The 23,923-nt window shown below is 72.7% G+C and carries 27 protein-coding genes; 15 read left to right on the plus strand and 12 right to left on the minus strand.

Going from position 1 to position 23,923, the window contains the following annotated elements:
- The first annotated feature begins 6 nt into the window (after positions 1-6).
- The 4 genes from JOD49_RS00095 (at position 7) to JOD49_RS00110 (ending at position 2,703) form a co-directional block, all read left to right on the plus strand.
- Positions 7-522, plus strand: coding sequence for a hypothetical protein (locus tag JOD49_RS00095; RefSeq protein WP_372441174.1), 516 nt, complete (start codon positions 7-9; stop codon positions 520-522).
- Positions 519-1,616, plus strand: a complete 1,098-nt coding sequence (locus tag JOD49_RS00100) for a quinone-dependent dihydroorotate dehydrogenase (RefSeq protein WP_205305442.1) — start codon at positions 519-521, stop codon at positions 1,614-1,616. Before JOD49_RS00095 ends, JOD49_RS00100 begins: the two co-directional genes overlap by 4 nt.
- Positions 1,613-1,822 (plus strand): hypothetical protein, encoded by a 210-nt coding sequence (locus tag JOD49_RS00105; RefSeq protein WP_205305443.1) that lies wholly within the window; start codon positions 1,613-1,615, stop codon positions 1,820-1,822. Before JOD49_RS00100 ends, JOD49_RS00105 begins: the two co-directional genes overlap by 4 nt.
- A 68-nt stretch (positions 1,823-1,890) precedes the next feature.
- Positions 1,891-2,703, plus strand: coding sequence for a 2-phosphosulfolactate phosphatase (locus tag JOD49_RS00110; RefSeq protein ID WP_307822276.1), 813 nt, complete (start codon positions 1,891-1,893; stop codon positions 2,701-2,703).
- Positions 2,704-2,841: 138 nt separating this feature from the next.
- Here JOD49_RS00110 and yczR read toward each other — a convergent pair whose 3' ends face one another.
- Positions 2,842-4,344, minus strand: a complete 1,503-nt coding sequence (yczR, locus tag JOD49_RS00115; protein ID WP_205305444.1) for a MocR-like transcription factor YczR — start codon at positions 4,342-4,344, stop codon at positions 2,842-2,844.
- Between the two features lie 61 nt (positions 4,345-4,405).
- On the opposite strand from yczR, the gene yczE reads away from it, so the two are divergent.
- Positions 4,406-5,161: a membrane protein YczE gene (yczE, locus tag JOD49_RS00120; protein WP_205305445.1), complete on the plus strand. Its 756-nt coding sequence runs from the start codon at positions 4,406-4,408 to the stop codon at positions 5,159-5,161.
- Positions 5,162-5,404: 243 nt separating this feature from the next.
- Here yczE and JOD49_RS00125 read toward each other — a convergent pair whose 3' ends face one another.
- From JOD49_RS00125 to JOD49_RS00135, 3 genes are all read right to left on the minus strand, one after another.
- Positions 5,405-6,244 (minus strand): siderophore-interacting protein, encoded by an 840-nt coding sequence (locus JOD49_RS00125; protein WP_205305446.1) that lies wholly within the window; start codon positions 6,242-6,244, stop codon positions 5,405-5,407.
- A 212-nt stretch (positions 6,245-6,456) separates the two neighbouring features.
- Positions 6,457-7,461 carry an aldo/keto reductase family protein gene (locus tag JOD49_RS00130; RefSeq protein WP_205305447.1) on the minus strand — a complete coding sequence of 335 codons (1,005 nt, stop codon included), beginning with the start codon at positions 7,459-7,461 and terminating at the stop codon, positions 6,457-6,459.
- Positions 7,462-7,530: 69 nt separating this feature from the next.
- Complete coding sequence (locus JOD49_RS00135) at positions 7,531-8,133, minus strand: DUF3043 domain-containing protein (protein ID WP_205305448.1); 603 nt, start codon at positions 8,131-8,133, stop codon at positions 7,531-7,533.
- An 85-nt stretch (positions 8,134-8,218) separates the two neighbouring features.
- Between JOD49_RS00135 and JOD49_RS00140 the strand changes: the two genes are divergently transcribed.
- From JOD49_RS00140 to JOD49_RS00155, 4 genes are all read left to right on the plus strand, one after another.
- Complete coding sequence (locus JOD49_RS00140; RefSeq protein ID WP_205305449.1) at positions 8,219-9,619, plus strand: dipeptidase; 1,401 nt, start codon at positions 8,219-8,221, stop codon at positions 9,617-9,619.
- A gap of 95 nt (positions 9,620-9,714) precedes the next feature.
- Positions 9,715-10,140, plus strand: a complete 426-nt coding sequence (locus JOD49_RS00145) for a helix-turn-helix transcriptional regulator (RefSeq protein ID WP_205305450.1) — start codon at positions 9,715-9,717, stop codon at positions 10,138-10,140.
- Between the two features lie 85 nt (positions 10,141-10,225).
- Entirely contained in the window at positions 10,226-10,636 is a 411-nt protein-coding gene (locus tag JOD49_RS00150; protein WP_205305451.1) for a VOC family protein, read from the plus strand.
- Positions 10,637-10,746: 110 nt separating this feature from the next.
- Entirely contained in the window at positions 10,747-11,571 is an 825-nt protein-coding gene (locus JOD49_RS00155) for a DUF8817 family protein (protein ID WP_205305452.1), read from the plus strand.
- Here the strand turns inward: JOD49_RS00155 and JOD49_RS00160 are convergent.
- Positions 11,543-11,869: an antibiotic biosynthesis monooxygenase family protein gene (locus tag JOD49_RS00160; RefSeq protein ID WP_205305453.1), complete on the minus strand. Its 327-nt coding sequence runs from the start codon at positions 11,867-11,869 to the stop codon at positions 11,543-11,545. The genes JOD49_RS00155 and JOD49_RS00160 overlap by 29 nt on opposite strands.
- A gap of 26 nt (positions 11,870-11,895) precedes the next feature.
- Entirely contained in the window at positions 11,896-12,420 is a 525-nt protein-coding gene (locus JOD49_RS00165; RefSeq protein ID WP_205305454.1) for an acyl-CoA thioesterase, read from the minus strand.
- A 205-nt stretch (positions 12,421-12,625) separates the two neighbouring features.
- Here JOD49_RS00165 and JOD49_RS20440 point away from each other — a divergent pair, with 205 nt between their 5' ends.
- Positions 12,626-13,039, plus strand: a complete 414-nt coding sequence (locus JOD49_RS20440) for a DUF3817 domain-containing protein (RefSeq protein ID WP_307822277.1) — start codon at positions 12,626-12,628, stop codon at positions 13,037-13,039.
- A 20-nt stretch (positions 13,040-13,059) separates the two neighbouring features.
- Here JOD49_RS20440 and JOD49_RS00175 read toward each other — a convergent pair whose 3' ends face one another.
- Together JOD49_RS00175 and nadA are read right to left on the minus strand one after the other, a co-directional pair.
- Positions 13,060-13,647, minus strand: coding sequence for a DJ-1/PfpI family protein (locus JOD49_RS00175; RefSeq protein WP_205305456.1), 588 nt, complete (start codon positions 13,645-13,647; stop codon positions 13,060-13,062).
- Between the two features lie 77 nt (positions 13,648-13,724).
- Entirely contained in the window at positions 13,725-14,924 is a 1,200-nt protein-coding gene (gene nadA, locus JOD49_RS00180; protein WP_205305457.1) for a quinolinate synthase NadA, read from the minus strand.
- Positions 14,925-15,109: 185 nt separating this feature from the next.
- On the opposite strand from nadA, the gene JOD49_RS00185 reads away from it, so the two are divergent.
- Together JOD49_RS00185 and JOD49_RS00190 are read left to right on the plus strand one after the other, a co-directional pair.
- Positions 15,110-16,330 carry a glycerate kinase gene (locus JOD49_RS00185; protein ID WP_205305458.1) on the plus strand — a complete coding sequence of 407 codons (1,221 nt, stop codon included), beginning with the start codon at positions 15,110-15,112 and terminating at the stop codon, positions 16,328-16,330.
- A gap of 156 nt (positions 16,331-16,486) precedes the next feature.
- Positions 16,487-16,837, plus strand: coding sequence for a HesB/IscA family protein (locus JOD49_RS00190; RefSeq protein ID WP_030153043.1), 351 nt, complete (start codon positions 16,487-16,489; stop codon positions 16,835-16,837).
- A 106-nt stretch (positions 16,838-16,943) separates the two neighbouring features.
- On the opposite strand, the gene JOD49_RS00195 is transcribed toward JOD49_RS00190, so the two are convergent.
- Both JOD49_RS00195 and JOD49_RS00200 read right to left on the minus strand, forming a co-directional pair.
- Positions 16,944-17,252: a sulfurtransferase TusA family protein gene (locus JOD49_RS00195; protein ID WP_205305459.1), complete on the minus strand. Its 309-nt coding sequence runs from the start codon at positions 17,250-17,252 to the stop codon at positions 16,944-16,946.
- Positions 17,249-18,415 (minus strand): cysteine desulfurase family protein, encoded by a 1,167-nt coding sequence (locus JOD49_RS00200; RefSeq protein ID WP_307822278.1) that lies wholly within the window; start codon positions 18,413-18,415, stop codon positions 17,249-17,251. The genes JOD49_RS00195 and JOD49_RS00200 overlap by 4 nt, the downstream gene beginning before the upstream one ends.
- Before the next feature lie 341 nt (positions 18,416-18,756).
- Between JOD49_RS00200 and ctaC the strand changes: the two genes are divergently transcribed.
- From ctaC to JOD49_RS00215, 3 genes are read left to right on the plus strand one after another with little or no spacing between them, the layout of a single operon-like run.
- A complete protein-coding gene (gene ctaC / locus JOD49_RS00205) occupies positions 18,757-19,668 on the plus strand; it encodes an aa3-type cytochrome oxidase subunit II (RefSeq protein ID WP_205305461.1) in 912 nt (303 codons plus the stop codon).
- The gene (gene ctaD / locus JOD49_RS00210; RefSeq protein WP_205305462.1) at positions 19,668-21,485 is read left to right on the plus strand and encodes an aa3-type cytochrome oxidase subunit I; all 1,818 of its coding nucleotides are present in this window, start codon (positions 19,668-19,670) and stop codon (positions 21,483-21,485) included. The genes ctaC and ctaD overlap by 1 nt, the downstream gene beginning before the upstream one ends.
- Positions 21,482-21,880, plus strand: a complete 399-nt coding sequence (locus JOD49_RS00215; RefSeq protein WP_205305463.1) for a cytochrome c oxidase subunit 4 — start codon at positions 21,482-21,484, stop codon at positions 21,878-21,880. The genes ctaD and JOD49_RS00215 overlap by 4 nt, the downstream gene beginning before the upstream one ends.
- A 192-nt stretch (positions 21,881-22,072) precedes the next feature.
- On the opposite strand, the gene JOD49_RS00220 is transcribed toward JOD49_RS00215, so the two are convergent.
- The gene (locus JOD49_RS00220) at positions 22,073-22,936 is read right to left on the minus strand and encodes a hypothetical protein (RefSeq protein WP_205305464.1); all 864 of its coding nucleotides are present in this window, start codon (positions 22,934-22,936) and stop codon (positions 22,073-22,075) included.
- Positions 22,937-23,263: 327 nt separating this feature from the next.
- The gene (locus JOD49_RS00225) at positions 23,264-23,890 is read right to left on the minus strand and encodes a superoxide dismutase (RefSeq protein WP_205305465.1); all 627 of its coding nucleotides are present in this window, start codon (positions 23,888-23,890) and stop codon (positions 23,264-23,266) included.
- Positions 23,891-23,923 lie beyond the last annotated feature (33 nt).

Raw genomic sequence — 23,923 nt, forward strand, 5'->3', positions numbered from 1 at the left:
GATGGCGTGACCCACCCCGAGAACCCCGAGACCGCACCCGACCCGGCGACGGGTGTGCCGCCGTCGGGCGCCCCCGACGCCCAGGGCGTCCCCGACGCGCCCCGCAGGACGGGCAGCGGCTTCGGTCGCGTGCTGGTCCTCGTGTACGGGATCTTCGCGATCTCCGCGACCGCGCGCGCCTCGATCCAGCTCCTGCGCGACTGGCACGAGGCCCCCGTCGCCTACGGGCTGTCGGCGCTCGCGGCCGTGGTCTACATCGTGGCGACGATCGCGCTCGCCCGCGGGTCGGCGACGTCACGGACGGTCGCCTGGACCGCCGTGACGGTCGAGCTCGTGGGGGTGCTCGCCGTCGGCGCCTGGTCGCTGCTCGACCCGGCCGCGTTCCCGAAGCCCACGGTGTGGTCCGACTTCGGGATCGGCTACGGGTTCGTGCCGCTGGTCCTGCCGGTCGTGGGCCTCACCTGGCTGTGGCGCACGCGCCCGCCCCAGACCTCCACCACCGAACCGAAGGAAACCGCATGAGCCGGCTGTACTCCCTCCTCTTCAACGGCGTCTTCAAGCACATGGACCCCGAGAAGGCGCACGAGGTGGTGTTCCCGCTCATCTCCCTCGCCGGTCGCACGCCCGTCGTGGGTGACGTGATCCAGGGGGCAGCGGCCCCGTACCTGGGCCGCGGCGCGAACGGCCCCGGCAGCGTCCAGGCGCTCGGCCGCTCGTTCCCCGCGCCGTTCGGCCTCGCGGGCGGGTTCGACAAGAACGCGAAGGCGATCCGCGGGCTCACGATGCTGGGCTTCGCGTTCATCGAGATCGGCACCGTGACCGCGCACGCCCAGCCCGGCAACGAGAAGCCGCGCATGTGGCGCGAGCTGTCGCTGCGCGGCATCCGCAACCGCATGGGCTTCAACAACGAGGGGGCGGCCGCCGCGGCGCAGCGCCTCGAGGCCCTGCGCCGGTCGGCGTCGGGTCGAGCGATCGTGATCGGCGCGAACATCGGCAAGACCAAGGTCACTCCGGCGCAGGACGCCGCGGGCGACTACGCGACGAGCGCCGCGCTCCTCGCGCCCCACGCCGACTACCTCGTCGTCAACGTGTCCTCGCCCAACACCCCGGGCCTGCGCGACCTGCAGTCGACCGAGGCCCTGCGCCCCATCCTCCAGGCGGTCCGCGAGGCCGCCGACGACGCCACGCGTGCGGCCGGCGTCCGGCGCGTCCCGCTGCTCGTCAAGATCGCCCCGGACCTCGCGGACGAGGACGTCGACGCCGTCGCCGACCTCGCGCTCGAGCTCGGCCTCGACGGTGTCGTCGCGGTCAACACGACGATCGGGCACGACCTGGGCCCCGGCGGGCTCTCGGGCCCGCCGCTGCTCGCGCGGGGGCTCGACGTCGTCGCTCGCCTCCGTGGCCGCCTCGGCCCCGACGTCACGATCGTCGGCGTGGGCGGCATCTCGACGGCCGACGACGCGCGCGCCTACCTGGCGGCCGGTGCCGACCTCGTGCAGGGTTACACGGGCATGATCTACAACGGCCCGTTCTGGGCCGCGAGCATCAACCGGTCCCTGGTGCGCGACTCGTCGCGTGGCGCTGCGCGGGGCGGTCACGAGGGAGGCGCACGATGATCCGACCCCAGTGGGTGTGGGAGCTCGACGACGCGGACGGGCGCGCGCTCACGAAGCCCGTGAGCCCGGCGTTCACCAACCAGTACGACGCCGAGCAGTGGCTCGGTGAGACGTGGCGAGACCTCGCGGCGCAGGGGGCCGCAGCCGCCCGGCTGCTCAACGACGGCACCCAGGCCACGGCCACCGTGGAGCTGCGCACGGCGTAGGGCTGGGCCGTGCTGAGGGGGAGCCGACCGGAGCCGACGGCGGCCTGAGCCGCCTAGACTCGCGGACCGTGGACGACACGGTGTTCGGTCAGGGCGGCGCGCGCATCCGGTTCGACTGGGGGCTGACGGGGGCGCGAGCCCTGCGCGGGACGGCTCCGCCGCAGCGCGGAGGGTTCCTGGTCGTCGTGGTCGACGTGCTGTCGTTCACGACCTCCGTGAGCGTCGCCGTCGACCGAGGCGTCGAGGTCTTCCCCTTCCCGTGGCGTGACGAGCGTGCCGCCGACCATGCGGCGCGGCACGGGGCGACGCTCGCACGGGCCCGGTCCGAGCGTGACGTGAGTCTGTCCCCGGCCTCGCTGCGCCACGCCCCCGGGCTCGCTCGGGTCGTCCTGCCCTCGCCCAACGGGTCGACGATCTCGCTCTCGCTCGCCGAGGACGGTGTGCCGGTGGTCGCGGCCTGCCTGCGCAACGCGGCTGCCGTCGGCGCGCACGTCACGAGCTTCCTCGACGAGGACCCGGGGCACGTCGTCGCGGTGGTCGCGGGGGGCGAACGGTGGCCGGACGGATCCCTGCGCCCGGCGGTCGAGGACCTCTGGGGAGGTGGCGCGGTCGTCGCCGCGATCGCAGGGCACGACGACGACCTGGCACCCGAGGCGGAGGTCGCGGCGGCGGCGTACCGGTCGGCGTGCGTCGGACACGACGGTCGTCCCGGACCCGCTGCTCTGCGGGACCGGCTCCGGCGCTGCGTGAGCGGGCGCGAGCTCGTCGACCAGGGGTTCGGGGCGGACGTCGAGATCGCGGCGGAGGTCGACGCCTCGGACGTGGTGCCGGTGCTCGTGGACGGTCGGTTCGTGGGGCACCGGGCAGGCGAGCCGCGCTGACAGCAGGCTTCTGGCCAGCCATCCGCGTCCCGGGCGGGCGCGCCACCGAGCATGCGGTTGTCGTCGAGAATTCGCCGAATCGCGACGTCAACCGCATGCTCGGCACCGAGGAGCGACCGAGGAGCGACCGAGGGGCCGCTAGCCCGCCACGTGCTCCCACGCAGCGACGAGCCGGGGCACGGCCCGGCCGATCGCCTCGGCGTCGGGCGCGAAGGTGAGCCGGATGCGGGAGGTCGCGGCGCCGTCGGGCGTGAGGGACGGGCCCGGGTTGACGACCAGGCCCCGCACCGCGGCGGCCGCGGCGAGCGCGTGCGCGAGCGGGCGCCCCAGGTCGACCCACAGCGAGAGCCCGCCGGCGGGCGCCGTCACGTGCCACGACGGGATCGCGGCCGTGATCGCCGACCGCAGCAGGTCGCGCTGCGAGCGCAGGAGGGGCAGCCGTCCGGCGAGGACCTCCTCGCGCCGGGAGAACAGCTCGACCACGGCGAGCTGCTCGAGGACCGACGTCGCGATGTCGCTCGCGCCGCGGACGCGCGCGAGGTGCGCGACGACGTCGGGATGCGCGCGGACCCAGCCCACGCGCAGCCCGCCCCAGAACGACTTGGAGGCCGACCCGACGGTGAGCACGTGGCTCGTCGCGGACCCGTCGCCCGCGAGCGGCTCGGGCGCGGGACCGTCGAGCGCGATGTCGGTGAGCGTCTCGTCACCGATGACCGTGACCCGGTGCCGCAGCGCGACCCGCCGGACCGCTGCGCGCTCGTCGGGCGTGAGGCTGTACCCCGTGGGGTTGTGGAAGTCGGGGATCAGGTAGACGAGGCGTGGGGTCGCGGCGCGGACCGTCGACTCGAAGAGCGCGACGTCGAAGCCCGGCCCGTCGCCCGGCAGGCCCGCCCCCACGGGGAACCCGACGACGCGTGCCCCGCGTGCGACCATCGTCTCGATGCCGTGCGCGTACGTGGGGGACTGGACCACGACCCGGTCGCGCGGCCCGAGGTAGGACTGCGCGAGCGTCGAGATCGCGTGCTGCGCGCCCGTGGTCACGAGGACCTGGTCCGGCGTCGTGGGGGTGCCGCGCTCGGTGAGCCGCTGCGCGACGGCCTCGCGCAAGGGTTCGAGCCCGAGCGGCTCGTAGCCGCGGCCCGACAGGTAGCCGGGGAGGGCCTCGAGCGCGCGACCGTAGGCCGCGTGGAGCTGGGGCGGGGCAGCGGGGGCGGCCTGCCCCAGGTCGACGAGGTCCTCGGGCGGCTCGACGCCCACCGGCACGGGCGCGTCGCCGCCGCACCACCGTGGCTGGGCGCGGCGCGTGGGTCGGGGCAGGACCGCGACGGTCCCGACCCCCGTGCGGCTCGTGACGAAGCCCCGCTCGCGCAGCGCCGCGTACGCTGCCGCCGTGGTCGTCCGGGAGACGCCGAGCGCCCCGGCCAGGTCCCGCTCGCTCGGCAGCCGCGTGTGCGGGGCGACCGTGCCGGACAGGACCGCGCCGCGGACGGCGTCGGCGAGCGCGACGTAGGCGGGACCGTCGGTCTGCCACCCCGCGACGAGGGCGGCGAGCGCGGGGGCGGTCAGGCGACGGTGGACGGGTGGATGGGGTGGGGCGACGGCGGGAGCGGTGTCGAGCGAGGTGGCGAGCGAGGTGGCCATGAGGCCACTCTTCCCGAATTGGCTATGGATCACCAGTCCACTGCGGGTGCACAGTAGGGGAGTGTCGACGAACTTCAGCCCCCTGCGCCGGACGGTCCAGCTCACGCTCGGACTGTTCGGCTTCTCCCTGACCATGGCCATGCTCATCCACTCAGGAATGGGCGCCATGCCGTGGGACGTCTTCCACCAGGGCGTTGCCCTGCGCTCCGGCCTCGCGCTCGGCGTCGTCGTCGTCGCGTCGAGCGTCGTCGTCATGCTGCTGTGGATCCCGCTGCGCCAGCGCCCCGGGATCGGCACGATCGCCAACATCGTCGTGATCGGCGCGACCCTCGACCCGTTCCTGCTGCTGCTCGAGCGTGTCGACCCCGACCCCTCCACGGCAGGACGAGTGGCGCTCGCGGTCGCGGGTGTGGCCCTCAACGGCGTCGCGACCGCGGCCTACCTCGGGGCGCGCCTGGGCCCGGGCCCGCGTGACGGCCTCATGACCGGACTGGTCGCCCGCACCGGCTGGCCCGTGCGGCGGGTCAAGACCGCGATCGAGGTTCTCGTGGTCGCGATCGGCTTCGCGCTCGGCGGGACGCTCGGGTGGGCGACGGTCCTGTACGCGCTGGGCGTGGGGCCCGTCGTCCAGGTGGCCGCGCGGTGGCTCGCGCCGCACCTGCGGCCGGCGGTCGTACCGTTCTCCACGTCGCCCGACGGCGCCGCGCACCTCCCGGGGCACGTCGCCCCGGGCGAGGGTTCCTCTGACGCGGGTGGTGCTCCCGGCGCGGGTGGCCGGGGAGAGGTACCGGGCGAGCCCGAGCCGAACGCGGCATAGAGCGGTGCCCGCTCGGACGGTCGCGTCCGTCGCCGAGCGGGAGCTCGGGCTCGTCCGTGCCCCCTCCGAACAGCCCGGGACGCGCACTCGGCGGGACCCGGCTCGAGGCCCGACGGCGGAGCGCGCCCGGATGCCCGGGTGCGCTCCGCCGTCGGGCGGCCAGGGGCGGGCGCCGTGCGGGCGCCCGTACCGGCGGGTGACCGGCGGACGACCGGCGGGTGACAGCCGGACGCGCCTTGCGGACTAGTGCTGGTGCGCCGGCTCCGCATGATGGTCGTGGTCGTGGGCGTCCTCGGCGTCGCGGTCCGCGCGGACGTTGACCTTCCCGGCGGTCCAGTACCCGACGACCTGGTGCCGGTCGCGGGCCATGCCCCACGCGGACCGGAGCGTGCGGCGGATGTCACGGCTCGCGGCGCTCTCGCACGCGACCCACGCGTAGCCCGGGGTCTCCAGGACGGGCAGGGCGCGCACGGCCTCGACGAGCGCCGCGCCCGGGCGTGCGCCCTCCGGGGTCACGAGCCAGGTGTACGTCACGTCGCCGCGGGTCTCGAGCTCCTGACGGTCCTCGAGCGTCGGCACCTCCACGACCGCGTGCGCGACGCCGCCCGGTGGGAGCTCCTCGACGATGCGCCCGAGCCCGGGCAGTCCGGTCGGGTCGGCGACGAGCAGGCGCCACTCGGCGTCGGCCGGGGCGTCGTAGTAGCTGCGCGACTCGCCGCCCGCGAACACTCCCAGGACGTGGCCCGGTTCGGCGCGCTCGGCCCAGTCGGACGCGAGGCCGCCCGGGTGCACGGCGAGGTCGACCACGATCGTGCGACCCTCGTCGTGCACCCGGCGGGCCGTGTAGTGGCGCCACGGCGGCTCGGTGCCCTCGACGGGCACGACGCCGTAGTCGTCCTGGTTGAAGAACTCGATCTCGGCGACGGTCTCACCGGGGAACGGGAACGCGAGGTCGATGCGTTCGTCGCCCTGTCCGTCGGTCGTCCACGTCCAGTCGCCGACGACCTCGAGGTGGACACGGACCATGTGCGGCGTGAGGCGCGTCGCCGTGACGACGCGGGCCGGGAAGCAAGGAGAAGCCATCCGGCCACGGTAGGCCGGGGCATGGGGTGCTGTGGGGACAGGATGTAGCGCGAACCGGCCACCGGAGGGACGTCCGGTCGGGCCGGCGGCGCGCGGGGGCCACGAGAAGGCGTGACGCCGACGACCCCGGGTGCTCGGTGAGCACCCGGGGTCGTCGGCGACCGGTCAGCGGGTCGGCCGGTCAGGGGGGACGAGTCCCCGGTGACGCCGGGTCAGCGCGGCCCGGGGGCTCCCGCCGCGGTCTTGCCGGCGTCGCGCTCGACGACGTCGCCGAGGATCTCGTCGATCTTCGCCAGGAGCTCGGCGGGGATGACCACGCCGGACGCCTTGACGTTCTCGGCGACCTGCTCGGGGCGCGAGGCGCCGATGAGGGCGGCCGCGACGTTGTCGTTCTGCAGGACCCACGCGACCGCGAGCTGCGCCTGGGTCAGGCCCAGCTCGTCGGCGACGGCCTTCAGCTGCTGGACGCGCGTGAGCACGTCCTCGGTCATGAACTGCTGGATGAAGCGCGAGCCGTTGGCGTCGGTGGCGCGCGACCCGGCGGGGGCGGGCTGGCCGGGCAGGTACTTGCCGCTCAGGACGCCCTGCGCGACGGGGGACCAGACGATCTGGGACAGGCCCAGCTCGCGCGAGGTCGGGACGACCTCGTCCTCGATGACGCGCCACAGCATCGAGTACTGGGGCTGGGAGGAGATGAGCTGGAAGCCGAGCTCCTTCGAGAGGGCGTGGCCCGCGCGGATCTGGTCCGCGGTCCACTCGCTCACGCCGATGTAGAGCGCCTTGCCCTGGCGGACGATGTCGGCGAACGCCTGCATCGTCTCCTCGAGCGGGGTCGACTGGTCGAACCGGTGCGCCTGGTAGAGGTCGACGTAGTCGGTGCCGAGGCGCTTCAGCGAGCCGTCGATCGACTCCATGACGTGCTTGCGCGACAGGCCCGAGTCGTTGGCCCCGCCGGGGCCCGTGGGCCAGTAGACCTTCGTGAAGATCTCGAGGGACTCGCGGCGCTGCCCCTTGAGGGCGTCGCCGAGGACCTGCTCGGCCTTGGTGTTCGCGTAGACGTCCGCGGTGTCGAACGTGGTGATGCCGGCGTCGAGGGCGGCGTGGACGCACTGGGTGGCGACGTCGTTCTCGACCTGCGAGCCGTGGGTGAGCCAGTTGCCGTAGGTGATCTCGGAGATCTTGAGGCCGGAGTTGCCGAGGAAGCGGTAGTTGGGCATGGGGACAACACTAGGTTGCCCGGGGCACCTCGGGGAACTGGGGCCGTCCGGCGGACCGGACGCGAGCGGCTACGCGGGGAAGGAGCCGTGCTTCTTGTGCATGGGCTTGGGCAGGCGTGCGCGGCGCAGCTGGAACGCGCGCATCACGGCATACATCGCGTTGCCCTTGGGGGAGTCCGGACCGAACTTCGCGACCAGGCGCTTCTTGAGCGAGCGCCACATGATGAACGCGTCGATGATCGTGATGAGCACGATCCCGTAGAGCACGAAGATGATGATCGTCGCCATGTTCAGGTTCTGGGAGAACACGAACGTCAGGACGATGAAGACCAGGGCGACGGGCAGGAAGAACTCACCGAGGTTCCAGCGGGCGTCCACGTAGTCGCGCACGTAGCGCTTGACCGGGCCCTTGTCGCGGGCGGGCATGTAGCGCTCGTCGCCCGTCTGCATGGCCTGGAACTGGCGGTCGCGTGCCTCACGCTGCTGCTGGCGCGCGGTCTTGGACGCGGACTTGCGGTCCGAGGGCACGAGCGGCCGCTTGTTGGCGGCCTCGGCGACCTTGCGCTTGGGCGTCGGCCTGCCCTTGCCGGCCTTCTCGATCTCGGCTGCGGCGGCAACCGGGTCGGGGGCGTCGTTCGACGAGGGCGCGGAGGACTTGTTGCGTGAGAACACAGGTCCAGCGTAGTCGAGGACGGGGGCTGCCTCGGCACGGGTCGTGGGCAGGAGCGGAGGCGTACCGGCGGGTAGCGTTGCCCGGGTGAACAGCACACCTGGAACCAGCACCCTTTCCGAGCCCGACGACGTCGCTCACCTGCGCGCCCGGGTCGCCGAGCTCTTCCCCGCCCTGCGCGAGGACCTCGAGGCGCTCGTGCGCATCCCGTCGGTGTCCAACTCCGCGTTCGACCAGGCGCACGTCGCGGCGAGCGCCGAGGCCGTGGCCGAGCTCCTGCGCGGAGCGGGGATGCCCGAGGTGCAGATCCTGCACGCCACGGGCGTCGCGGGTCCGCTCGGTGCGCCCGCGGTCGTCGCGCGCCGCCCGGCCCCGGAGGGCGCCCCGACGGTCCTGCTCTACGCGCACCACGACGTGCAGCCCCCGGGGGACGCAGCCGCGTGGGACACGGACCCGTTCGTCCCGACCGAGGTCGACGGTCGGCTGTTCGGTCGTGGTGCGGCCGACGACAAGGCCGGGATCGTGGCGCACGTGGGCGCGCTGCGGGCGCTGTCCGCGCTGGGCGACCTGCCGATCGGCGTGACGGTCTTCGTCGAGGGCGAGGAGGAGGTCGGGTCGCCGAGCTTCCTGCCGTTCCTGAACCAGCACAAGGACCTCCTCGCGGCCGACGTGATCGTGGTCGCGGACTCCGCCAACTGGAAGGTCGGCGTCCCAGGCCTCACCACGAGCCTGCGCGGCCTGGTCGACTGCGACGTCGAGGTCGCGGTGCTGGGCCACGCGGTGCACTCGGGTATGTTCGGCGGTCCGGTGCTCGACGCGCTCACGCTGCTCTCGCGCCTGATCGCCACCCTCCACGACGAGCAGGGCAACGTCGCGGTCGAGGGCCTGGTCTCCGCACCGGACCCGACCGTCGACTACGAGGAGGCGGACTTCCGCGCGGACTCCTCGGTGCTCGACGGTGTCCGCCTCGCGGGCGAGGGGACGCTGACGGGCCGCCTGTGGACCAAGCCGGCGCTGTCGGTCATCGGGATCGACGCACCCAGCGTCGCGCACGCGTCCAACACGCTGACCCCGCGCGCGACGGCCAAGCTCTCGCTGCGCATCGCGCCCGGCCAGGACCCGGCGGCCGCGCTCGCGGCGCTGCGCGCGCACCTCGAGTCGAACGCGCCGTTCGGCGCGCAGGTCACGGTGCACGACGGCGAGACGGGCAAGCCGTTCCAGGCGCCGACCGACTCGTCCGCGATGCAGGCCGCGCGCTGGGCGTTCGAGACGTCGTGGGGCACGGCGCCGGTGGACATCGGCATCGGCGGCTCGATCCCGTTCATCGCGGACCTGCTCGACGTCTTCCCCGACGCAGCCATCCTCGTGACGGGTGTCGAGGACCCCGACTCGCGCGCGCACGGTGCCAACGAGTCGGTGCACCTCGGCGAGCTCGAGAAGGTCGTGCTGGCCGAGGCGCTCCTGCTGACGCGGCTCGCGCGCGGTTGAGTCGTCGCCGAGAACGGGCCTGCGGTCGCCATCGGCTCGATGGCGACCGCACGCTCGTTCTCGGCAGCCGGTGACCCCGGTGCTACGTTCGGAGCATGACCCCGCAGGAGATCGAGGAGCTCGTGCTGCTGCGCCGCGCCCGGGACCTCATGGACCGGGAGTACACGTCACCGCTCGACGTCCCGACCATGGCGCGCAAGGCCCTCATGTCTCCCGCGCACTTCTCGCGCCGGTTCCGGGCGACGTACGGCGAGACGCCGTACTGCTACCTCATGACGCGCCGGATCGAGCGGGCCATGGCCCTGCTGCGGGGCGGTGCGAGCGTCACGGACGCGTGCATGGCGGTCGGGTGTACGTCGCTCGGCTCGTTCAGCTCGAAGTTCACCGAGATCGTGGGCGAGACGCCCTCGGCGTACCGCAGCCGCGAGCACGCCGCGGTCAAGGCCATGCCGCCGTGCGTGGCCCAGGTCCTGACGCGGCCGGCACGCGGCGCCGCCGCCACCAGGACCACCGCGCACTGAGCACGGCGCAGCCCCCGAAGGGGACCGCCCGCATCGAGCAGGATCGGAGAAGCGGGCGCACGAGGCCCGTCCTAGAGTCGCGGTCATGACCATCTCACTGAAGTTCTGCAACATCACCGTCAACGACGTCGACGAGTCGATCGCTTTCTACAGCGACGCGCTCGGGCTCAAGGTGCACAACGACGTGGGCTCCGAGGGGTTCCGCTGGGTCACGCTCGGGTCGGACGCCCAGCCCGGGCTGGGCATCGTGCTCTCGGCGCCGCACGCGGGTCGCTCGCAGGCCGACGGCGACGCGCTCCAGGAGCTCATGATCAAGGGTGTCCTGCCGATCCTCGTGTTCGCGACCGACGACGTCGACGCGCTCTTCGAGACCGTCCGGGCGTCGGGTGCCGAGGTCCTGCAGGAGCCCATGGACCAGGACTGGGGTCCGCGCGACTGCGCGTTCCGGGACCCGTCGGGCAACCTGGTCCGGATCGCTCAGGCGGTTGCGGCCTGACGAGGGGCGAGCGGTTGCGGCCTGACGAGGGGCGAGTGGTTGCGGCCTGACGGCTGGTGGAACCGACGTTGCCCGTGGTCGTCGCGCGCGCCGGGTGGTGGGATGGGGACATGGCGAACGAGACGATGGTCCCCCTCCTGCCCTGCGCGTCGATCGACGAGATCCACGACTTCTCCGTGGCCCTCGGGTTCGAGGTGACCTACCGGCAGTCCCGGCCCAACCCGTACCTCGCGCTGCGTCGCGGCGGCATCGACCTGCACTACTTCGCGATGGACGGTTTCCGTCCCGAGGACTCGTACGGCTCGTGCCTGGTCGTGGTCGACGACACCGAGCCCCTGTACGAGGCGTGGGCCGCGGGGCTGCGCGAGATGTACGGGAGGCTGCCGCTGAGCGGGTTCCCGCGCATCACGCGGCCCCGTCGTCGGGCGAACGCGGGTGGGCTCAGCGGCTTCAGCCTCGTGGACCCCGCGGGGAACTGGTTGCGGGTCGTGCGGCGGCCCGAGCAGGCAGCGACGGGGACGGGTTCCGGCTCGTCGGCGACCCGGACGCCTGGGGAGCCCTCGGGGCCGGGCGAGGACGCCGGCCCCGCCGACGGCCCACCGGGGGAGTCGCGCCTGCTGCTGGCCGTGGCCAACGCGGTGGTCCAGGCGGACTCGCGCGGCGACGTCGGGCAGGCCGTGAAGATCCTCGACGGCGCGCTGCGCCGAGACGCCGAGGCCGGGGATCTGGGGGCCTCCGCTCGCGACCGGGTCGAGGCCCAGGCCTTCCGTGCCGAGCTGGCCGTCCGGCTCGACGACGCCGCGACCGCCCGGCGCATGGTCGACGAGGTGGACCGGTGCGTGGCCTCGGCCCGGGGGCAGCACCTCACGCAGGACCTGACGACGGTCCTCGTCCAGCTCGAGGACGTCAGGGCGTGGTTGTCGACCCAGGGATGACGGACACCTCGCGGTAGTGCTCGACGACCGGGAACGGGTCGTAGAAGTGGTGCAGCAGCGCCTTCCACCGGAGGTAGTCGGGCGAGCCGCGGAAGCCTTCGGTGTGCGCCTCGAGGCTGTCCCAGCGCACGAGCAGCAGGTACGTCGAGGGGCGCTCGACGCACCGCGACACCGAGAGCCCGCCGAAGCCGGGCATCGCGGAGATGATCGTCCGCGCGTGCGCGAAGGCCTCCTCGAAGGCGGCCTCCCGACCAGGAACCACGTGCAGCAGGGCGTGCTCGAGCACCTCGTCCGTCATGGTCCGCAGCGTAGGGCGGCGCGGGCTCAGCGTGCCGCGACGTCCACGGCCTGGGCCCAGTCGCGCACGTCGGCCGGCAGCTCGGGGCTCACGGTCGAGGTGCCCAGGAGGCCGACGACGTCGGGCCCCGGGATGCGGTCGCCGGCCTTCGAGAGGAACCGGCCCGCGATCAGGCCACGCGCGCACAGGTCGCCGCCGCGCGTGAAGACCTGCTCGAGGTAGACGACACGGTCGTCCCAGCCGAGGACGCGCGTCGTGATCTCGAAGCGGTCCCAGAGCTGGAGCGAGCGGCGGTACTTCACGGTCGACGACGCCACGACGGGGTACCAGCCCTTGTCGCGCAGGAGCCCGAAGGCGCCGAGGTCGGCGAGGAAGTTGCTGCGGGCCACGTCCATCATCTGCAGGTACACGCCGTTGTTCACGTGCAGGTAGAAGTCGAGGTCGCCGGGGCGCACGCGCATGCGGGTCACGGAGGGGTCGAGGACCCCGCGACCGGGGACGGCCTTGCGGGGCAGGGTGCTGGCGATCGTGAGCTGGATCTGTCGGGTCACCGTCGCAGGCTACTACCGAGCACGGTCGGTATCAGGTATCGCGGGCCGCGCAGCGGGCGCCCGCCCGGGCCACGCAGCGCGCGCCGCCACTGCGCGCGCCGTCGCCGTACCCCGGTGACCCGTCGGACGTGCCCACGCCGAGCCCCGCCGCGGGACCCGCCGGTGGGTTCGGGCCCGTCCAGGGAGCCGTGTGAGGATGACCCCCGTGACTTCCCGAACCGCCGCCCCTGTCCCCGAAGCCTCCACGCCCGACGTCGGCACCGCCCCCGACGCCCCGGCGACGTCCTCGACGAAGCCCTCGACCTCGCACCACTGGACCGTCCGCGCGTTCCGCGTGGTCGCCATCGCCGAGGCCTTCTCCTGGGCCGGGCTGCTCGTGGGGATGTACGTCAAGTGGATCGCCGAGATCTCCGAGCTCGGCGTCAAGATCTTCGGCCCCGTCCACGGTGGCCTGGTCGTCGCGTACGTCGCGCTCGCGCTCGTCGTGGCCGTTCGCCAGCGCTGGTCGCTGCTGACGGTCTTCTTCGCGCTGGCTGCGACGCTGCCCCCGTTCCTCACGGTCTTCTTCGACCGGTGGGCGCACCGCTCGGGCCGCTACGAGGAGCGCACGAGCGCCTGAGCCGCCGAGCGGGGGAGACCTCAGCCCTCGTACTGCAGGGCGCGCCGGACCTCCTCGGCCACCTCGGCGTTCTCGAGCCGTTCGACGAGGTGGAGCGCCATGTCGATCCCGGCCGACACCCCGGCCGAGGTGACCACGTCGCCGTCGTCGACGAACCGGGTCTCGGTGTCGACGAGGATGCTTGGGTCGAGGCGGGCGAGCTCGTCCACGTGGTCCCAGTGGGTCGTCGCGGGACGCCCGGCCAGCAGCCCGGCCGCCGCGTACGCGAGCGAGCCCGTGCACACGCTCGTCAGCAGCGGGGTCCGGGCGCGCATCGTGTGCAACCAGGCAAGGTGCGCCCGGTCCCCGACCAGCCGCTGGACGCCGGGACCGCCGGGGTGCACGAGCACCTGGAGCGGGTCGACGTCCTCGGCCGACCCGTCGGGGACCATGTGCAGGCCCTGCGCGAGCCGCACGCCGCGCCCGTCCCACGAGAACGTCGAGACCCGCGGCTTGAGGGCCGAGCGCTCGCGCCACGTCGTGAGCACCTCGTAGGGTCCCGCGACGTTGAGCTCCTCAGCGCCGTCGAACACGAAGATCCCGACGCTCAGACCGTTCCCGGTCGTCATCCGTCACCCCCGAGGGTCGATGCGATGGTGCGACCGTCGGGCCCGCCACCGCACGGTGGCAGACCCGACGGGTGGTCCTACAGCCCCGGCAGGGCGAGCATCTGGTCGAGCGCGACGCGCGCCCAGTGGGCGTCGTCGGCGTCGACCACGATGCGGTTGACCGTGCGCCCGGCGACGAGGGACTCCATGGCCCACACGAGGTGCGGCAGGTCGATGCGGTTCATGGTCGAGCAGAAGCAGACGGTCGAGTCGAGGTAGTGCACCTGCTTGTCCGGGTGCGCGCGGGCGACGCGCCGCACCAGGTTGAGCTCGGTGCCGATCGCCCACGACGAGCCGGGCTCGGCCGCGTCGAGCATCTTGATGATGTACTCGGTCGAGCCGACGTAGTCCGCGGCCTCCACGACCTCGTTCTTGCACTCGGGGTGCACGAGCACGTTGACGCCCGGCACCGCGGCGCGGATGTCGGTCACGTTCCGCTCGGAGAAGCGCCCGTGCACCGAGCAGTGCCCGCGCCACAGGATCATGCGCGCGTCGCGCAGCTCGGCGTCGGTCAGGCCGCCGTTGGGCTTGCGCGGATCGAAGACCACGCAGTCCGCGGGGGACATGCCGAGGCCCCGGAGCGCGGTGTTGCGTCCCAGGTGCTGGTCGGGCATGAACAGCACCTTGCCCGTGCCGTCGACGCCCCCCACCTGATCGAACGCCCACCGCAGCGCGACCTCCGCGTTCGAGGACGTGCAGATGGTCCCGCCGTGGCGGCCAGTGAACGCCTTGATCGCGGCGCTCGAGTTCATGTAGGTCACGGGGATCGTCACGTCGGCGACCCCGGCGTCCTGGAGGACCTCCCACGCGTCCTCGACCTGGTTGATCGCCGCCATGTCGGCCATCGAGCAGCCCGCGGCGAGGTCCGGCAGGACGACCTGCTGGGCGTCCGTGGTGAGGATGTCCGCGCTCTCGGCCATGAAGTGCACGCCGCAGAACAGGATGAACTCGGCCTCGGGGCGCGCCGCGGCCTCGCGTGCGAGCTTGAACGAGTCGCCCGTGACGTCGGCGAAGTCGATGACCTCGTCGCGCTGGTAGTGATGGCCCAGGACGAAGGCTCGCGAGCCGAGCGCGGCGCGGGCCGCACGGGCACGTTCGACGAGGTCGGGGTCGCTGGCCGCCGGCAGCTCGCCGGTGCACTCGACTCCTCGCTCGGAGGCCAGGTCCCGGCCCTGTCCGAGGAGCAGGAGGGGGGAGGGGGCAGGTTCCGCGAAGGCGCTGTCCAACAGGGTGCTCACGGGACCATCGTCGCACAACGGTCGGCCGGTCGAGCAGCCCCGCAGCGACCTGCGGGGGTGCCGTGCGCTCGGTCCACGCCCTGCGCGCGCGGCCCCCACGCCCGCGCGCTTGCCGCGGCGCCGGGCCGTCCGGTGGGCCCACGGCGCCGGGGTGAGGCGTGTCGCCGACCTGGCACAATCGCGGCATGCGCCTCCTCCTCGCCGCCGCGGAACCGCTCGCCCTGTCGGACGGGCCCCTGTCCGCCGAGGACGCGTGCGCCCTGGTCGCGCAGACCTGGACGGCCACGGTGCGCGCCGACGTGGACCCGTGCGTCCTCAACCCTGGTGCGGCCGGCTTCCTGCGTGCGCTCGCGAGCCACGCCCCCGAGCACGTGGCCGTCATCGCGCGCGGGGTGGCCGGTGAGGACGTGCCCGTGACGTTCCGCCTCGGCCCCCCGTCGGCGACCGGGGCACGCACGGCCTACGTCGAGGCCGCGTTCCTCCGTCTTGCGGCGACCTCCGGAAGCCTCGCGGACGGCGGGCTGGGCGCGGCGACGAGCTACGGCGTCGGGCAGGTGGTCGCCCTGGCGGCCCGGCGTGCGTCGCGCGTGGTCGTGGCGACCGGGGACGGCGGTGCGCACGACGCCGGGGCCGGGATGCTCGCGGCTCTCGCGGGGACCGACGACGGGCCGCTGACCCGCGGCGGGGGCGCGCTCGGCGCGATCACGCGTGAGCACGCCCTGGTCGCCCTGAATGCCCGGGACGCGCTGGCGACGGTCGAGCTCGTCGGGGCGGTCGAGTCCGACCTGCCGCTGCTGGGCCTGCACGGGGCGAGTGGGGCGCTCGCGGCCGCGCGGCCCGCGCTGGCGACGCTCGCCCAGGAGCTCGAGCGGGCGCACGGCCACTTCGCGCACGAGGTCACGCGAGCCCTCGACGGGACGGCCCGCCGCGACCTGCTGTCCGGGCTCTCGGGCCCGACGGCGTCGCTCGCCCCCGGCGCACGCCCCGCCGTCGGGGTCGCGGCGCGCGCGGCCGCCGACCGGGCGCTGACCGGGCTGCCCGGCGCGGGCGCGGGCGGGGGACTGGGGTTCGGGATCGCCGCCGCCGGCGGTCGCCTGCTGCCCGGGACGTCGCTGGTCGCGGACGTCGTCGGGCTGGGCGCACGGGTCGAGGGCGCCGACGTCGCGGTCGTGGTCGTCGACCGGCTCGACGCGTCGACGACGCACGACGGCGCCCTGCCCGAGGTCGCGCGCCGGGCCGGCGCGCTCGGGGTCCCTGTCGTCGTGCTGGCGCGCGAGATCCTCGCCGGGCGGCGCGAGCAGGCGGCCGCGGGCATCAGCGGCGCCTACGAGCTCGGCGCGGACGCGGGGGCGGCGCGCGCGAGGGTCGCTCGGGTGGCCCGTACCTGGGGAGGCAGCGGCACGTGAGCTCAGGCGTCGTACACTCGGGAACAGAACCATCTCCCGTCGTGTTGACGGGTATGCGACAAGCCTGAGGACCGATCGGCCTGCCCGGGAGCGGGAGCCGCAGACCGACGGCACACCACGGGGCGAGAGCCCACCGAAGACTGTGCGGAGAACACGATGAGCGAGACCACCGAGACCGCCACCCACGGCGTCCTGCTGACGGACTTCGCGGCCGGCAAGATCCGCAGCCTCCTCGAGCAGGAGGGCCGCGACGACCTGCGTCTGCGCGTCGCCGTCCAGCCCGGTGGCTGCTCGGGCCTGATCTACCAGCTCTACTTCGACGAGCGTGTCCTGGACGGCGACGCCCTCAAGGACTACGACGGTGTCGAGGTCGTCGTCGACAAGATGAGCGTCCCCTACCTGGACGGCGCCACGATCGACTTCGCCGACACGATCGAGAAGCAGGGCTTCACGATCGACAACCCCAACGCGGGCAGCGCCTGCGCGTGCGGCGGTTCGTTCGGCTGATCCGCGAGCGTCGGCAGCCCGGCTGCGCGACGCCGAAGGACCTCGACGGCCCGGTCACCTCACGGTGGCCGGGCCGTTCGTGTCCGTGGGGGCGGTGCCTGGGTGGTCACCCACCCAGGCGGACGGTGATCGCCCAGGTCGTGCCGCCGTCGGGCGTGCTCCTGCCGGAGTCCGTGGCGTCCGCGTCCTGCCCCTCGGCACCCTCCACGACCGTGCTCTCCACGACGGTGCTCTCCACGACCGTGTGGCCGCGCATGCGCGCCCAGGCCGGCACGTCGTGACGGGCCGCCGGGTCGGTCGACCAGACGGTCAGGACATCACCCGGCGCACGGTCGCGCGCCGCGGCCGCGAGCCGGATGACGGGCAGCGGGCAGCGCAGGCCGCGCGCGTCGACGAGGGCGGGCGTGTCGCTCACAGCCCGCTCACCCCGAGCGAGGCGCGCACGCGGGCGACGGCCCCGGGCAGGACCGCGAGGAAGCGGTCGACGTCGTGCTCCGTGGTCGACCGGTCGAGGGCGATGCGGACGTTGCCGTGCGTCAGGACACCCATGGCGGCCAGGACGTGGCTGGGTTCGAGCGTGCTCGACGTGCAGGCCGAGCCCGACCCGACCGCGAACCCCGCCCGGTCGAGCTCCGTCACCAGGGCCTCGCCGTCGACGAACAGGAACGAGAACGTCACGACGTGGGGGAGCCGGTCGTCGGGGTCGCCCACGACCTCGACGTCGGGGATCTGCCCGACGACGGTGCGCACCTTGTCGACGATCGCCCGACGCCGTGCGTCCTGGGCCACGCGGTCCGCCACGACGGACTGGAGCGAGACGGCGGCCGCGAATGCAGCCGGGACGCTGACGCCGCCGGGGAACCACGGCTCGGCGTCCTCGGGCCAGTTGCGGCGCCAGCGCACCCGGTTGCGGACCGCGAGCACGCCCACCCCGGCGGGGCCGCCCCAGTCGGCGGGGTCGGCGGCCAGCAGGTCCCAGCCCCCCGGAACCTCCCCGTGCCCGACGACGGCGCCCGCGTCCACGAGGAGCGGCACCCCCGCGCGGCGCGCGGCCGCGTGGACCGCGTCGACGGGCTGGACCGTGCCCACCTCGCCGTTCGCTGCCTGGAGCGCGGCCAGTGCGACGCCGTCTGCGCCGATCGCGGCCGTCATGGCCGCCTCGTCGACGCGGCCGAGCAGGTCGACCGGGATCGTCACGAGGGCGCCAGGGCTGCCCGCGGTCGCGACCGCGAGCTCGGCGGCGTGCAGGACGGCCGCGCGCTCGACCGCCGGGACGACGATCCCCGGCCCCGTGCGCCGCCGCCCGAGCGAGACCGCACCCACCGCGGCGTGCAGGGCTGCGACGTGCGAGGGCGCGAGGTGGACCTCCTCGGTCCGGGTGCCGAGCGCCGCGGCGATCGCCTCCCGGGCGCCGTCGAGGAGCACGGCGGCGCGGCGCGCCTCGGCGTACAGCCGGCGGGGATCGGCCCACCCGTCGTCGATCGACTGGGCGAGGGCCGTGCGTGCGAGGGGGTGCAGGGTCGCCCGACCGCCGTTGTCGAGGTAGACCCGACGCGGGGGCGTCGTGGTGTCGGTCACATGAGCTCCAGGAGGCGTGCGAGGCGGCCGGGGGAGGGGCCCCGGACCGCCGATCGGCGAACTTTCATTGCAGACGCGCCGAATGTGCCGTGGACGCGACCCACACCGTGCACCGTAGCGCGGGCGGCACGGGAAGCGACGATCTGACAGATGCGCCGAGGGTGTGCCGAACCCCGGGATCTTGCGGGAAGTTGGCGGATTCGTCACGCTCGGAAGCCGAGTTGACGGCGCGAGAGAGGGCATTTGCGCGCTAGGCTCTGTGGGTCGAGGACGAAGGTTCTGCGGGGAACTCGTGGAGAAGATCGAGCCCCCCTGTCGAACGTTGAAGTGAAAGGCCCCCCTTGCACTCGCAATCCCCTAGCCGCACACGGCGAACCATCCTGCGAGCGACGGCTTCCGCCGTCGCAGTCGCAGCGGTGGCGTCCGGTTGTGCCAGTGAGACCGTTCAGCGCGGATTTCTCCCCGGATATTCCGACGGTGAGGTGACCGACCAGACCGCCCGCATCACGTCGCTGTGGAACGGGTCCTGGCTCGCAGCACTCATCGTCGGTGTCATCACGTGGGGACTGATCCTGTGGTGCGTGGCCGCCTACCGCAAGCGCAAGGACGACCACGTCCTGCCCGTGCAGACGCGCTACCACCTGCCCCTCGAGATCATGTACACGGCAGTGCCGATCGTCATGGTGCTCGTGCTCTTCTACTACACCGACCGTGACATGACGGCGATCAAGGACCTCTCCGGAGAGCCCGACGTCGAGATCCAGGTCATCGGCAAGCAGTGGAGCTGGGACTTCAACTACCTCACGGACGACGTCTACGAGTCGGGCCAGCACGAGGCCAACGTCGGCGACCTCCGGTCCGAGGACGAGATCGAGGGTGCCCCCGGCACCGCGACGTCGCTGCCCACGCTGTACCTGCCCGTCAACGAGGTCGTCCGGTTCAAGCTGGACTCCCGCGACGTCATCCACTCGTTCTGGATCCCCGCGTTCCTCTTCAAGATGGACATGATCCCGGAGCGCACCAACGAGTGGCAGGTCACCCCCACGCGTGAGGGCGTCTACGCCGGCAAGTGTGCCGAGCTCTGCGGTGAGCACCACTCCGGCATGCTCTTCAACGTCGCCGTGGTCTCCCGTGCGGAGTACGACGCACAGATGCAGAAGCTCGAGGACAAGGGCCAGATCGGCGAGCTCGGTCTCGACCTGAACCGCCTCCAGGACCCGAACCCCCCCGTCGTCACGGAAGGTGAGAACTGATGGTCGCGCAGGCCGAAGTCGTTCCCGGTCTCGCCCCGAAGCGCCAGACGCTCGGACGAACCGTCATCAAGTGGGTCACCTCGACCGACCACAAGACCATCGGGTACATGTACCTGATCACGTCGTTCATCTTCTTCTGCATCGGTGGCCTCATGGCCCTCGTGATACGGGCCGAGCTCTTCGAGCCCGGCATCCAGATCGTGCAGAGCAAGGAGCAGTACAACCAGCTCTTCACGATGCACGGCACGATCATGCTGCTGCTGTTCGCGACGCCGCTCTTCGCGGGCTTCGCGAACGTCATCATGCCGCTGCAGATCGGCGCCCCTGACGTCGCCTTCCCGCGACTGAACATGTTCGCGTACTGGCTCTACCTCTTCGGCGGGCTCATCGCCTCGGCCGGGTTCTTCACCCCGCAGGGCGCGGCGTCGTTCGGATGGTTCGCGTACGCGCCGCTGTCCAACACGACCTTCAGTCCAGGGGCAGGTGGGGATCTCTGGGTCTTCGGGCTCGCCCTCGCGGGCTTCGGGACCATCCTGGGTGCGGTCAACTTCATCACGACGATCATCACGATGCGTGCCCCGGGCATGACGATGTTCCGCATGCCGATCTTCACCTGGAACACGCTCGTCACGAGCCTCCTGGTCCTGATGGCGTTCCCCCCGCTGGCCGCCGCGCTGTTCGCGCTCGGTGCCGACCGTCGCCTTGGCGCGCAGATCTTCAACCCGGAGAACGGTGGCGCCATCCTCTGGCAGCACCTCTTCTGGTTCTTCGGGCACCCCGAGGTCTACATCATCGCCCTGCCGTTCTTCGGCATCGTCTCCGAGATCCTGCCGGTCTTCAGCCGCAAGCCGATCTTCGGTTACAAGGGCCTCGTCTACGCGACGATCGCGATCGCCGCGCTGTCCGTGACGGTGTGGGCGCACCACATGTACGTGACCGGCGCTGTCCTGCTCCCGTTCTTCGCGTTCATGACGATGCTCATCGCGGTACCGACCGGTGTGAAGTTCTTCAACTGGATCGGCACGATGTGGCGCGGCAAGCTCACGTTCGAGACGCCCATGCTCTGGTCGATCGGCTTCCTCGTGACCTTCCTCTTCGGTGGTCTCACGGGCGTCATCCTCTCGAGCCCTGCGCTGGACTTCAGCCTCTCCGACTCCTACTTCGTCGTGGCGCACTTCCACTACGTGGTCTTCGGCACCGTCGTGTTCGCGATGTTCGCCGGCTTCTACTTCTGGTGGCCCAAGTTCACCGGCCGCATGCTCAACGAGAAGCTCGGCAAGATCCACTTCTGGCTGCTCTTCATCGGCTTCCACGCGACCTTCCTCGTCCAGCACTGGCTGGGCGTGGCCGGCATGCCGCGTCGCTACGCGGACTACATGCCGGAGGAGGGGTTCACGTGGATGAACCAGGTCTCGACGGTCGGTGCGTTCATCCTCGCCGCCTCGACCCTGCCGTTCCTCTGGAACGTCTACACGACGTGGCGCAACGCGCCCAAGGTCACCGTGGACGACCCCTGGGGCTACGGTGCCTCGCTCGAGTGGGCCACGTCCTGCCCGCCGCCGCGACACAACTTCACGTCGCTGCCCCGGATCCGCTCCGAGCGCCCCGCGTTCGACCTGCACCACCCCGAGGTCGCGGCCATGGACCACGCTGAGCCCAACCCGAACGTCCTGCAGCAGATCTACGGCGATGCAGACCGCCGCGGTGAGCAGCAGGTCGCCGCGGACCGGGTCGAGGGCACGGAGCACCCCAGCGCCAAGTCCTCGACGATGATCATCGACGAGCCGCGCGACGGCCAGAAGGAGGACGGCAAGTGAAGGTCGAATCGAGGCTCCACCTCTTCCTCGCACCGTTCTTCCTCCTGATGGCGCTCGTCTACGGGTTCTGGAGCCACTGGGAGCCGGTCGGCTCCGCATCGCTGTTCCTGACCTTCGGGCTCGCAGCGATGATCGGTGGCTACCTGGCCCTCACGGCCAAGCGCATCGACTCCCGCCCCGAGGACGACCCGGACGGCCTCATCGAGCAGGGCGCCGGCGACCAGGGCGTGTACGCGCCCTGGAGCTGGTGGCCGCTGGCCATCGCGGCCTCCGCCGCGATCGCCTTCCTGGGCCTCGCGCTCGGCTGGTGGATCCTCGGTGTCGGCGTCGTCCTCGGCGCCGTCGCCCTCGTGGGCTGGGTCTTCGAGTTCTCTCGCGGACAGCACGCGCACTGATCGACCGCACGACACGACGGGCCCCGTCTCCCTCCTGGGAGGCGGGGCCCGTTCGTGTTCTCGGGGCACGGGGGCACGAGACGATGGGGTGCGGGGGCACTGGGAGATGGCGTGCGGGGAGTGCGGGGCGCGGGGGAGTGCGTGGTCTCGGGCAGCGAAGGGCGGAGACCGCCACCCGCTCGTCCACTGACCTCAGACCCGGTGCGCAGCCGAGGACCGCTCCTGGACGAGGGCGGTGACGTCGACGATCCCGCCAGGCAGCCGTGCGACCAGGGCCTCGAGCGCGGGCGTCACGTACGTGACCGTGAGGAGGACCTCGAGCTGGTCGTCCTCCGTCACCGACTCCCCGAAGGCGACGAGCAGGCCCTCCGGCACCTGTTCGTGCAGGCACCGTGCGGCCGCGACCTCGACCGCGGACCACCGGCTCGGGACGAGCACGATCCGGTCCTGGGTCCCACGTCCGTGCACGCCTGCATGTCGGACGATCCGGACGGCCGCGTCGACGTCGGCGACCGTGACGCGGACGGTGACACCGCTCGCGCTCTCCTCCTCGGCGCAGGTCTCGGTGCCAGGACCCGTCTGGAGGGCAACGACGAGACCGAGCGTGTCGAGGGCACCCAGGATGTCCCTGGTGCCTGCGGTGAGCTGCGGTGGCGGACGCCCGATCATCGACCGTGCCGGCGGCGGCGCCGCCATCGAAGCCGCCCCAGCAGGCGCAGCCGCAGCAGGCGCCGTCGCAGGCGTCCCAGCTGGATCGGCGGGCTCGCCGACCGCTCCGGCCTCGTCCTGGGTCGTGCGGTCCCTGTGACGGTCGAGGACGGTCACGTGAGCGACCAGGATCTCGTCGCCGGTCCAGACCCCGACGACCTCCACGACGGTACCGAGCGCGTCGCGGGCGGGCCGGGACCCCGTGAGCGCCACCACCCACGGCGCATCCAGAGTGGGCGGCACCTGGTCGAGACCACGCGTCGCGTGCTCCAGGAGCAGGCCGTGGCGCCCTCGCGACGCGACGAGGACCCCGGTGGCCCAGACGTCAGTTCCCGCGACCACAGCCATGGCCAGTCGTCCTCTCGCCGCTCCGCGCCCATCCTCCCGGTACGGGACTGTCCGCGCCTCCCGGTGGTGCTGGAAGGGTGCGTGGCCGCGGCCGTGGCGCTGTCCGGCGGGGAAGGACGCACCGATGCGGTCGGCGTGTGCGTGGCTGACGCAGACCGACGAGCTCGCGCGTCGACGTCCGGGGAGGCATGTGACGCGGCGAGACCCTGCGGTTCGCGTCACGCGTCACGCGTCACGCGTCACGCGTCGTGCGTCACGCACAGCACGAACGGGCCGCACAGACACCCCGAGAAGGGGGCTGTGCGGCCCGTGGGGCGACGCGGGGGGTCAGGCGGGGATGATGAGGCCTTCGCCCTGGGTGCGGGCGCGTGCGAGGCGTGCGTCGGCGTCGGCCCAGTTGACGAGGTTCCACCAGGCGGTGACGTAGTCGGCGCGCACGTTCTGGTAGTCGAGGTAGTAGGCGTGCTCCCAGACGTCGAGCAGGACGATCGGGACCAGGCCCAGGGCGATGTTGCCCTGCTGGTCGTAGAGCTGGACGATGATGAGCTTCTTGCCGAGGGTGTCCCAGGCGAGGATGGCCCAGCCCGAGCCCTGGACGCCTGCGGCGACGGCGGCGAAGTGCTTCTTGAACTTCTCGAACGAGCCGAAGTCCTCGGCGATGGCTGCGGCGATGTCGCCGGTGGGCTCGCCACCGCCCTCGGGGGAGAGGTTGGTCCAGAAGGCGGAGTGGTTGACGTGGCCGCCGAGGTTGAACGCGAGGTTCTTCTCGTGGAGGTTGACCGCGGCGAGGTCGCCCGAGTCGCGGGCCTCGGCGAGCTTGTCGAGCGCGGTGTTGGCGCCGGTCACGTAGGCCTGGTGGTGCTTGGAGTGGTGCAGCTCCATGATGCGGCCGGAGATGTGGGGCTCGAGTGCGCCGTAGTCGTACGACAGCTCGGGAAGGGTGTAGACAGCCATACCGGAAGGCCTCCTGGGTCGGGTGTCGCGCCG

Source organism: Oerskovia jenensis (assembly GCF_016907235.1).
GTDB lineage: Bacteria > Actinomycetota > Actinomycetes > Actinomycetales > Cellulomonadaceae > Oerskovia > Oerskovia jenensis.

Coding starts and splice junctions, on each gene's coding strand:
- JOD49_RS00100 (WP_205305442.1), top strand. CDS start 519: ATGAGCCGGCTGTACTCCCTCCTCTTCAACGGCGTCTTCAAGCACATG.
- JOD49_RS00105 (WP_205305443.1), top strand. CDS start 1,613: ATGATCCGACCCCAGTGGGTGTGGGAGCTCGACGACGCGGACGGGCGC.
- yczR (WP_205305444.1), bottom strand. CDS start 4,344: ATGGCCACCTCGCTCGCCACCTCGCTCGACACCGCTCCCGCCGTCGCC.
- JOD49_RS00125 (WP_205305446.1), bottom strand. CDS start 6,244: ATGGCTTCTCCTTGCTTCCCGGCCCGCGTCGTCACGGCGACGCGCCTC.
- JOD49_RS00130 (WP_205305447.1), bottom strand. CDS start 7,461: ATGCCCAACTACCGCTTCCTCGGCAACTCCGGCCTCAAGATCTCCGAG.
- JOD49_RS00145 (WP_205305450.1), top strand. CDS start 9,715: ATGACCCCGCAGGAGATCGAGGAGCTCGTGCTGCTGCGCCGCGCCCGG.
- JOD49_RS00150 (WP_205305451.1), top strand. CDS start 10,226: ATGACCATCTCACTGAAGTTCTGCAACATCACCGTCAACGACGTCGAC.
- JOD49_RS00155 (WP_205305452.1), top strand. CDS start 10,747: ATGGCGAACGAGACGATGGTCCCCCTCCTGCCCTGCGCGTCGATCGAC.
- JOD49_RS00160 (WP_205305453.1), bottom strand. CDS start 11,869: ATGACGGACGAGGTGCTCGAGCACGCCCTGCTGCACGTGGTTCCTGGT.
- JOD49_RS00175 (WP_205305456.1), bottom strand. CDS start 13,647: ATGACGACCGGGAACGGTCTGAGCGTCGGGATCTTCGTGTTCGACGGC.
- JOD49_RS00185 (WP_205305458.1), top strand. CDS start 15,110: ATGCGCCTCCTCCTCGCCGCCGCGGAACCGCTCGCCCTGTCGGACGGG.
- JOD49_RS00190 (WP_030153043.1), top strand. CDS start 16,487: ATGAGCGAGACCACCGAGACCGCCACCCACGGCGTCCTGCTGACGGAC.
- ctaD (WP_205305462.1), top strand. CDS start 19,668: ATGGTCGCGCAGGCCGAAGTCGTTCCCGGTCTCGCCCCGAAGCGCCAG.
- JOD49_RS00220 (WP_205305464.1), bottom strand. CDS start 22,936: ATGGCTGTGGTCGCGGGAACTGACGTCTGGGCCACCGGGGTCCTCGTC.
- JOD49_RS00225 (WP_205305465.1), bottom strand. CDS start 23,890: ATGGCTGTCTACACCCTTCCCGAGCTGTCGTACGACTACGGCGCACTC.